The sequence below is a fragment of the Tenuifilum sp. genome (assembly GCF_037481895.1).
GTDB classification, from domain to species: Bacteria; Bacteroidota; Bacteroidia; order Bacteroidales; family Tenuifilaceae; genus Tenuifilum; species Tenuifilum osseticum.
The window spans coordinates 44,409-55,125 of the sequence record NZ_JBBFKU010000023.1; the positions used below are offsets into that span (position 1 = coordinate 44,409).

Annotated in this window: 7 protein-coding genes; 6 read left to right on the top strand and 1 reads right to left on the bottom strand. The window is 43.1% G+C overall.

The features are described from left to right. Nucleotides 1–67: 67 nt before the first annotated feature. Entirely contained in the window at nucleotides 68–1,183 is a 1,116-nt protein-coding gene (locus tag WHS63_RS08410; RefSeq protein ID WP_445204717.1) for a hypothetical protein, read from the bottom strand. Nucleotides 1,184–2,003: 820 nt separating this feature from the next. Between WHS63_RS08410 and WHS63_RS08415 the strand changes: the two genes are divergently transcribed. The 6 genes from WHS63_RS08415 to WHS63_RS08440 are packed head-to-tail and all read left to right on the top strand — an operon-like array spanning nucleotide 2,004 to nucleotide 10,668. Further along, nucleotides 2,004–2,963: a lytic transglycosylase domain-containing protein gene (locus tag WHS63_RS08415; protein ID WP_445204718.1), complete on the top strand. Its 960-nt coding sequence runs from the start codon at nucleotides 2,004–2,006 to the stop codon at nucleotides 2,961–2,963. A gap of 8 nt (nucleotides 2,964–2,971) precedes the next feature. Then, complete coding sequence (uvrA, locus tag WHS63_RS08420; RefSeq protein ID WP_445204719.1) at nucleotides 2,972–5,824, top strand: excinuclease ABC subunit UvrA; 2,853 nt, start codon at nucleotides 2,972–2,974, stop codon at nucleotides 5,822–5,824. Continuing rightward, nucleotides 5,821–7,344: an AbgT family transporter gene (locus WHS63_RS08425; protein ID WP_445204720.1), complete on the top strand. Its 1,524-nt coding sequence runs from the start codon at nucleotides 5,821–5,823 to the stop codon at nucleotides 7,342–7,344. The genes uvrA and WHS63_RS08425 overlap by 4 nt, the downstream gene beginning before the upstream one ends. Before the next feature lie 57 nt (nucleotides 7,345–7,401). Next, nucleotides 7,402–7,779: a DUF1987 domain-containing protein gene (locus WHS63_RS08430; protein ID WP_369490363.1), complete on the top strand. Its 378-nt coding sequence runs from the start codon at nucleotides 7,402–7,404 to the stop codon at nucleotides 7,777–7,779. Between the two features lie 8 nt (nucleotides 7,780–7,787). Continuing rightward, complete coding sequence (locus tag WHS63_RS08435) at nucleotides 7,788–9,689, top strand: tetratricopeptide repeat protein (protein WP_445204721.1); 1,902 nt, start codon at nucleotides 7,788–7,790, stop codon at nucleotides 9,687–9,689. 49 nt (nucleotides 9,690–9,738) lie between these two features. Further along, nucleotides 9,739–10,668: an OmpA family protein gene (locus tag WHS63_RS08440; protein ID WP_445204722.1), complete on the top strand. Its 930-nt coding sequence runs from the start codon at nucleotides 9,739–9,741 to the stop codon at nucleotides 10,666–10,668. Nucleotides 10,669–10,717 lie beyond the last annotated feature (49 nt).

The following is a 10,717-nucleotide window of genomic DNA, read 5'->3' on the forward strand; positions in this document are numbered from 1 at the left end:
AGCAAAAAAAGGTTGGCGCTTTGCCAACCTTTTTTTTACTTACTATGTTTCAAACGGGAAGTATTAATTACAAAGCCAACTCAAACATAAATTCAATAACCCCCTTACATTTTCCGTTGGAAATGCTTCGGTTTAAATCAATAACAAACTTATTCCTTTTATAGATATGATAGGCTAATCCAATAATCTCACGTGTTTTCTCAATGTCTGCTCCGGCATAGTCAGTATAATGCATAAAACCGTAAGCACCAAAAAAGCTGAAGCGGTTTTTCAAGAACTTTACCTCTATGAAAGCATTCAAACCCTTAGCTGTGTATGAGTTGCCCAAAGAATCGGCCAGTGATCCCTCATGGTTTCCCAGCGAATGGAATAACTGCCCTGTAAGAACAATTCTGCGAGATTCATAGCTTAAGAAACCCGTATGTGTATCCCAATCGGGGTAGAGTGCTGTATTACCCTTACCATGTGCACCAGCATAGGAAAGCTGTAAACCGGGTAAACGCTCAGGCATTGGCCGTACACTTAACCTCCACTGAAAAGTTTTATTGTTATTGTATTCAAGAGCATGGTAACCACCTCCGTTAAAAACTCCCACAGCAATTGACCCAAATTTGCCGGGATAAGCATTGCTGACAGTTTTTTGGTAACCCTCATCAACCTTTCCACCCAGTAAAACTGTAGTGGTAACCCCGAAATCGGCCGATGAGAAGATTTTCATGTCATCGAGGTACTGGCTAGCAACAACCCTGTACGTGTTTACCTTTTCCTCGAAATCTATAAAAGGGGTAGGAACCTCTCCAATTAATAGTTTAGGGCTTGTGAATACCCCATAACTGTCATCGTCCTTAAGTTCAACATAGCAATATTTTAACCGCATTTCAAGGTCGCCTTCACCATCACCCTCCTTATCAATTGTTAGGTCGGGAGTTATACGCCCGGATAGATGCTTGTTCAACGATTTCTCAAAGTTGATATAACCCCTCTTCACTGAAAACTCGTTGAAGTTACCATTGCCTTCCTCATAATACCTGTAGCCAAGAAAAATTTGGGTTGAAATCTTACTGCTTTCCAAAAGCTGCAATATCCTTTGATTTTGATGGTAAATTATTGAGTCGTTTACCTCTTGCGCGTAAACAAAATGTTGCAAAACCATTAAAGCCGATAGGAAAACAATATTTCTCATTGCAAAAATTTTAGGCAAAGATAGTTACGTCTATGTAAACTATATGTTAAGGTTTAAACAGTATGTTAAGTTATTGTTAAGTTTAATCCAAGTAACATTCTTAGAGGAATGAATCGGAACGAATCGGAATGAATCGGAATGAATCGGAATAGGAGGAATGTGATGGAGTTTAAGGAAGTTTTAGTTCGTGAAATGTGAAACGGAAGAATAAAGTATATGAGGATGTTAGAGGAAGTTAGAAGAAGTTAGATGGAAAGTGAACAGTTAAACCCAACAAGAATATGGCGGATAGAGCTAGCAAAGTTGGCTGCCACATTAGGTACAATGAGATGTTTCGATAGCGCTCAACATGACAACATTTTTACATGCAAATTTCAACTAACAACTACCCTTGTCATCCTGAGCGCAGCGAAGGATCTCCCAATTAAGTGCAAAAATGAGATGTTTCGATAGCGCTCAACATGACAATATTCCTACGAACAACGATCAACGAACAACGGACAACTTCCATTGTCATCCTGAGCGCAGCGAAGGATCTCGGGCAAGGGAAAAAGGGAAAAAAGAGCAAAGGGATGCTTCGACGAAGTCTATCCCGATATATCGGGACTCAGCACGACAGAGAGCTGTTTCGGCGGTATTTATCCCGTAAATTGGGAATCAATATGACAAAAATCCCTAAATAAACGGTATAGTCGGTATTTTTGATAAATCAAAATATTGAAGGGGTATGCCCCTTTTGAAGATCAGCGCTAAATTGTATTTTTGTAGATTAAGTTAACAAATTGGTTCGGGTAACGTTAAATGGTAAAACTTCGTTTACATGGATAATAGAAAAGTCGTTTTAATAGGATTGGTTGTAACTGCCGTATGCTTTTTTGTTTTAATGCTATCGTTCATTCCAAGGCCTAATTCGGGATTTGAGAGGTATAAATCGTTAAACCCTTGGAGCGACTCGGTTTACCAATCGTCGCTAATTTTTGCAATCCCCATACCTGAGAATTTGAGTTTTGCCGGCGAAGAAGTTCCCCTTCAGTATTTCGATGTTCGTGAATCGCTTGACCGTGAACTACATGTTAACACCTTTTGGCACTCGCAAACGGTTCTTCTGCTAAAGCGAGCAAACCGCTACTTCCCAATTATTGAGTCAATTCTCAAAAAAAACAATATACCCGACGATTTTAAATACCTTGCTGTTGCAGAGAGTGGCCTTACCCAGGCAGTATCACCTTCCAAAGCAGTTGGATTCTGGCAAATACTTGAAGGTACAGCTAAAGAATACGGGCTTGAGATTAATAAAGAGGTGGATGAGCGATACCATATTGAAAAGTCAACTGAGGTGGCCTGTAAATACTTTAAGAAAGCTTATGAAAAGTATGGTACATGGACCATGGCAGCAGCGTCGTACAACTTTGGCATGAACGGCATAACAAAGCAAATTGACCGGCAGGATAGCAATTCGTATTACGATATGGTTTTGGGCGATGAAACTGGCAGGTATGTGTACCGTATATTAGCGCTTAAGGTGATTTTTGAGAACCCCAAGCAGTACGGTTTCTTTCTGGATAGTACTGACCTTTATCCACCACTTGAGTACACTGAGGTTAAAGTTGACAGCACCATAACCAGCATTGCTAGTTTTGCAAGGCAGTACGGCGTTAACTATAAACTCATCAAACTCTTTAATCCCTGGCTTAGGGAAAATTACTTGCCAGGTAAGCAAGGCAAATCGTACCTTATAAAGATACCACGTAAAGGTTTCCGTGAGGAGGCATATAAATAGGTTTTAGCATGTTTCAGGATATTGATAAATCGGCCTTAACCGATGAGGGTGAAATTGTTGTTGAGGGTGCACGCGTGCATAACCTGCGGAATGTTGATGTTACAATTCCACGGCAAAAACTGACGGTAATTACCGGCCTGAGCGGCAGCGGTAAATCATCATTAGCATTTGATACCATATATGCTGAGGGTCAGCGGCGCTACATGGAAACCATGTCGGCCTATGCCCGGCAATTCCTGGGTACTCTTGAGCGACCTGATGTTGATAAGATTTCAGGGCTTAGCCCTGTTATTTCCATTGAGCAGAAAACCACCAGCCAAAATCCCCGCTCCACAGTGGGGACAATTACAGAAATCTACGATTTCCTCCGTCTGCTTTACGCCAGAGCGTCAACTGCCTACTCATACAAAACCGGGGAGGAAATGGTTCGTTATACCGATGAGCAAATCATTAACCTGATAAACGAACGGTTTACTGGGAAACGAACCGCAATACTGGCGCCTGTGGTTCGTGGACGCAAGGGGCACTACAAGGAACTTTTTGACCAGTTAAGGCGCAAGGGTTACCTCAACGCCCGTATCGATGGGGAAATAACGGAGCTACGACCGGCCATGAAGCTCGACCGCTATAAAACCCATTACATTGAACTTCTTGTTGACAAATTCCGTGTAGGCGAGGGCGATTTAAAAAGGTTAAGCCAGTCGGTGGCTACAGCAATGAACATTGGTAAGGGAATCATCATGGTGCTTGATATGGATAACGGTGAATACCGGTACTTTAGCCGTAACCTGATGTGCCCTACAACAGGCATTTCGTACGATGAGCCTGAGCCATACACATTTAGCTTTAACTCTCCCAAAGGGGCATGCACCCACTGCAATGGGTTGGGTTACATAAACCAAGCCGATATTGAACGAATTATCCCCGACCCACAGCTGAGCATTAAACGCGGTGGTATACAACCGTTGGGACCATATAAAAACTCACTGATATTCTGGCAACTGGAAGCAATTGCCTCAAAGTACGATTTTTCTCTTTCCGATCCCATTGGACAAATCCCTGAAGAGGCACTAAACGTGATTCTTTACGGTTCCGAAGAACAGTTTAAGTTAAAACATCCAAGCATTGGGGTAAACAGCTCATACTTCCTGAGCTTTGAAGGGGTAATCAGTTACATCCAAAACCATCAAACCAACGATGAGCTGAATGGCAAGGGCGACCGGTGGGCAAACCAGTTCATCAAACAGGTAACCTGCCCAACCTGTAAGGGAACAAGGTTGAAAGAAGAATCGCTATGGTTCAAGGTTGATGGCAAAAGCATAGCCGATGTTTCAGCCATGGACATTGAAACACTCTGGCATTGGCTTCAGGGTCTCGAGAATCGTCTTGGCAGCAGACAAAAGGCAATAGCTACCGAAATACTTAAAGAGATCAGGGAGCGCGTACGCTTTTTGCTCGACGTAGGATTGGGTTACCTTTCGTTAAACCGTGGTTCTTCAACCCTATCGGGTGGTGAGAGCCAACGCATCAGGCTGGCTACCCAAATTGGTTCAAAACTGGTTAATGTGCTTTACATCCTCGATGAGCCAAGTATTGGGCTTCATCAGCGCGATAACATCAAGCTCATAAACTCGCTTAAGCAACTGCGCGATGCAGGCAACTCCGTGATAGTGGTTGAACACGATGAGGAGATGATACGCTCAGCCGATTACGTGGTAGATATAGGCCCACGCGCCGGCAGGCATGGCGGGAAAATAGTTGCAACAGGCACTCCCTCGGAAATACTGATGTCCAACTCGCTTACCGCTCAGTACCTCAATGGTCAACTTAAAATTCCTATTCCTAATGAGCGGCGCAAGGGTAACGGAAAATTCCTAACCGTAAAGGGGGCACGAGGCAATAACCTGAAAAATATCACCGTGAAATTTCCTTTAGGTACATTTATCTGTGTAACTGGCGTATCGGGTAGCGGTAAATCAACCTTAATAAATGAAACGCTATACCCTGCCCTTAGCCGCCATTTGTACCGTTCATATGCTCAACCGTTGGAACACGATGGGATAGAAGGAATTGAAAACATTGACAAAGTGATTGATGTTGACCAATCGCCCATTGGACGCACACCCCGTTCGAACCCAGCAACATATACTAACGTATTTACAGATATTCGGAAGCTCTTTGAGTTAACCCCCGATGCAAAAATAAGGGGATACAAGGCCGGACGCTTCTCATTCAACGTTAAGGGCGGACGATGTGAAACCTGTAAGGGCGGTGGCGTTCAGGTAATAGAGATGAATTTCCTCCCCGACGTTTACGTAAAGTGTCCCGACTGTTTTGGACGTCGGTATAACCGCGAAACGCTTGAGGTAAAGTACAAAGGTAAAAATATTAGCGAGGTGCTGGACATGACCATTAACCAGGCCGTGGAATTCTTTGACAGCATACCGCAAATCCATCAGAAGTTAAAAACGCTCCAGGACGTTGGACTGGGCTATATAACACTGGGGCAACAATCCACTACCTTATCAGGGGGTGAAGCCCAGCGTGTGAAGCTGGCCACAGAATTAGCCAAACGCGATACCGGAAAAACCCTCTACATTCTGGACGAGCCCACTACAGGCTTACACTTTGACGATGTACGTATTCTGCTTGAGGTGCTCAACAAACTTGTTGACCGTGGTAACACGGTTATAGTAATTGAGCATAATTTGGATGTAATTAAATCGGCCGACTACATTGTTGACCTTGGCCCCGAGGGAGGAGCAGCGGGAGGCCAAGTGGTTTGCTCCGGCACCCCCGAAGATATTGCAAAATTGGGTTGTGGTTACACTTCGGAATTTTTAAAGAAATGCATAATATGAACGAAAAGAGAAAGAGAAGTTTTAGCGATAAGGTTTTACATGGCATAGAGGTTGCAGGTAATGCCTTGCCCCACCCTGCTGCACTTTTTGGACTATTCGGACTAGTTACAATACTGTTTTCATATATCGGTTTCCTACTCGATTGGCAAGGGGTTAATCCTGCCAACGGGGAAACAGTTAGGGTCATAAACCTACTATCCAAGGAAGGGTTACATCGGATTATACTAGGAATGGTTGATAACTATACCGGATTTGCCCCCCTAGGAATTGTTATGGTAGCCATGCTTGGGCTTGGAGTTGCCGAGAGCAGCGGTTTAGTAAAGGCTGGTATCAATGAACTTCTGCTAAAAGCGCCCAAGAAATGGATTACCTTTATGATTGTGCTTACGGGTATTCTTTCGAACATAGCATCTGACCTGGGCTACATACTTATTATACCCCTTGCAGGCGTTATTTTTCATACCCTAGGTAGAAATCCACTTGCGGGAATGTCGGCTGCTTTTGCAGGGGTAAGCGGAGGCTTTAGTGCAAACCTTTTAATTGGCACAATCGATCCTTTACTGGCAGGTTTATCAACCGAAGCTGCACGCATTATTGACCCAAACTACTACGTAATGCCTACAGCCAACTACTACTTTATGGCTGTATCAACCATTTTAATTGCAATTGTTGGAACCTGGGTTACTCACAAGTGGATTGAGCCACGCCTAGGTAGCTACAAAGGGAGTGTTGAGCCCGAAAAAATCGAAAAACTATCAAAGGGTGAAATAAGAGGTCTTAAAGGAGCTTTGGTAACACTAATTATTTGGATATTGTTATTTGCCATCGGATTGATTCCTCAAAATGGTTTGCTCAGGGGAGCCGATAACAGCATTTTGCATTCCCCTTTGCTTAAGGGTTTTATTGCTATTCTTTTTTTAATGGCCTCATCAATGGGAATAGTTTACGGCTATCTGGCAGGCACATTTAAAAAGCACGATGACATATTTAAGGGGATGAGTACAAGCTTTAAGAGTATGGTTGCTTTTTTGGTTCTAGTTTTTTTTGCAGCGCAGTTTGTAGCCTGGTTTAAATGGAGCAATCTGGGATTACTTATTGCAATTAAAGGAGCAACAGTACTGCATAGCATCGACATAGGGCTTATACCCCTTGTAATTCTTTTCATCATTTTTTCAGGCTTCATAAATCTTTTCATGGGAAGTGCATCGGCCAAGTGGGCGATTATGGGACCTGTGTTTATACCCATCTTCATGCTTTTAGGGTACTCCCCAGAGCTATCACAGGCAGTTTTCAGAATAGGCGATAGCATAACCAATATTATCTCGCCCATGATGAGTTTTTTTGCACTAATCATTGTTTACTACCAAAAATACGATGAAAGAGCAGGGATTGGCACCATTATTTCCACCATGCTGCCTTACACCATTGCATTCTTTATTTCATGGACCCTGTTACTAATAGCATGGATTTTACTGAAATTGCCTCTGGGGCCCGAAGCCAGCCTTTTATATCCTGCGTAGCCATTTTGGAACTTTTACCGACCCAAGTTCGTTAAATAAAAAGTTAATGCTAGCGGTATGGATACACTAAAAATTGAGAAACGAATCGACTCACCCATGGTGCTGGCCGATGGTGAATCGGGATACTTTGAGGTGAATGGCAAATCGTTGCCCGAAGATGCCATTGAATTCTATAAACCCCTTGAAAAATACGCCCAGGAGTACGTAAAATCACCAAAGCAAAAAACAACCATTAACCTAAAGTTGGAGTACCTCAACACCTCGTCGTCAAAAAAACTACTCGATATCATAGGTTACTTTGAAGCATTGCCATCGCAGGGGTACGAGGTGGTGCTTAACTGGTATCACCGCGATGAGGACCAGGACATGATTGATGAGGGTATTGAGTTTGCCCACATGACTAGCCTTAAAGTTAACTTTATAGTGGAGCAATAGAACTAAGCATGTTTAGGTTTGTTCAATACTTTGTTTTATTGGTTTTGCTTGCATTTGCACATTTTACTGCGCAATCGCAAACAACCCCGCTAGGCAGCAGTAAGGAACTCCAAAATAGCTTACAGCAAGCCAAGGAGCTTGAAAGTAATGGCGACCTAAACGGTGCACTTTCAATTTACAATAAAACCGCAACCGCTTACTGGGTTAACGGAAAGCTTACCGAAGCTCGCGACATTTTCCTAAAAGCAGCATCGGTTGCTGAAAAACTTGGAAACCAAAATGCACTCAAGGTAATTTACACCAACCTTGGGATGGTGTTTGTTGATTTGGAGCAGTATAGCGAGGCCATTGCGCAGTTCGAAAAAAGTTTAGCCATAAACCGCTCACAGAAAAATAAAGCGGAAACAACGGCAACCCTTATTAACATTGCAAATGCCTACAAAGAATTGGACAAGTACCAAAAAGCCCTTGAGTACGCCGAACAGGCCAATACCATTGCTCTTGAGATTAACGATGCAAAGCTACTGAGAAACACATACTCGCTCCTGGCTGAAATACACGAGGCACTTGGAAATTCTGAAAAATCGTCGGAGTACTTCTCCCTCTATACAGCCTTTTCCAGAAAAATTCAACGCGAGGAACAGCTCAAAAAGGAAGCAGAGGCACAGAAAATTGTTGAGGAAGCAAAGGGAGAACTCCAGGTAATAAAAAGTGAAAAGGAACTCACAGAAAAGGAGCTCAGCGAAAAGCAGCGGGTACTTGAAACCGTAAAGGATAGTCTCGATAAAGTTGAACAGCTAACGCAAGAGCAAAAGCTACAGATTGACCTACTAAATAAGGAGAATGCACTGCGCGAGGAAAAAATCAAAAATCAGATTCTGGTTCGCAACATCTTTATTGTAATCATAGCGGCTACCATAGGCATGCTTGGCCTAATATCCCATTACTACCTTCAAAAGAAACGCTCCAACGAGGAGCTTGCACGCCAAAAAGCCATGGTTGAGGCCAAAAGCCAGGAACTGATGCAAGCCCTCCAACAGATTGAGAAACAAAACCGCGATATAACCAGCAGCATTAACTACGCTCAGCGAATCCAGCAAGCCCTATTACCCACATACGACCAATTGGTCAGCTACATACCCAATGCATTTATCATGTTCCGTCCGCGGGAGATTGTAAGTGGCGATTTTTACTGGTTTGCTGCCTATGGCGGCCAGAATATAGCCGCCAGTAAGCAAAACCGACACATGATAGCTTTGCCCAACATTCCCAAGAACGACTTTGGCTTTCTGATTGCAGCGGTTGACTGCACAGGTCACGGTGTGCCCGGAGCATTTATGTCCATGATTGGGCTAAACCTACTCGATGTAATTATACGCAGTGGGTTAACACAACCCAACCTGATACTTAATGAGCTGCATAAGCAGGTGCGTTACCTGCTTAAACAGGAAAATAACGATAGCCGCGATGGCATGGACATGGCCCTTATCCGAATAAATGGCGATGGCCGAACAATTGAGTTTGCCGGAGCCAAAAACCCTATTGTTTACATAACTAACAACCAGTGTTTCACCATTAAAGGCGACCCTGTACCCATTGGAGGTTTGCAGAAAGAAGAAAAACGAGAGTTTACCCTACATACCATCACTATCGATTCGCCTACCAGTATTTACCTATTTTCCGATGGATATATAGACCAGTTTGGCGGACCCGAGAACCTTAAGTTTACATCTAAACGATTCAGGGAGATGCTATTTGAAAACCATAACATGCCTATGGTAGCCCAACAGGAACAACTTGAAACAGCTCTTGATGAATGGATTGGCTCGGAAAATAACCAAATTGACGATGTTCTTGTCATTGGGCTTCACCTAACAGGTAAACCTTTTAAAATTGATAGCCAAACTTAACTGCAAATTGATAAAAACTTTTATTTTTGTGTATACATCACATTAAACCATGAGTAAGCAATATTTTGGGATTTTAGCTTTTTTGTTTCTTTGTTCATCGGTATTGGCTCAAGAAAATGCCAACAATGTTTATGTGAATAACAATGGCGATATTTTTGTAAAAGCCGATGCGCCTATATACTTTTTCATCAGCCCCGAGAACCAGCCCTCCCAGAAAGTGCTCATTCCCAGTACCGACAAGGCCGCTAACCCGATGTATTTTGATGGCGACGGTAAACACTACCTGGTGTATGAGAGTAAGGGTGAAAAGGTACGCTTCCTAATTTGGGCCGATGGAGTGGGTCCTAAATCAAGCTTAAGGGTTGAAAAAGGTCTTCTCTTTAACCACAATAACAGGGTTTATGTGGAGGACAGGGCATCATTTACGCCCAGCGCAATCGATTCAAAATCGGGTGTAAAGCAATCATTTATTGCCGTTGATAACCAACCGTTTGTTCCTTTTAAGGGAAATATTGATATAGAGCGAACCGGCGAGTACTCAATTAAGGTTTACTCAACCGACAATGTAGGCAATGTTGGCGATACAGCAGTTTATAAAATTGTAGCAGCCCCCGATGTAACCTTTAAAGTTGATAATATCTACTTTGAAACCGCAAGTACGCGCATTACAGGCAACTCCATTGACAACCTAAAAGAGATGGTCGAAATCCTTAAAAACTACCCTGAGCTCTATGTTGAAATTAAAGCCCATGCCGATAGCCGTGGTTCAAGCGAGTATAACTTAGAACTATCGCAACGACGCGCCCAGTCGGTGGTGAACTACCTTACATCGAGAGGAATTGATAGTTACCGTTTAAAAGCCAAAGGCTATGGCGATACCCAACCGGTTAACGAGTGTGTTAAGGGAATTAAATGCCCCGATAGCAAGCTCCGTGAAAACCGTCGCGTGGAATTCCGCTTTTACTTACCCAAAAAATAACCATGAGTATGAACAGGTTTGCTCAAATACTTCTTATAGCCCTTACCGG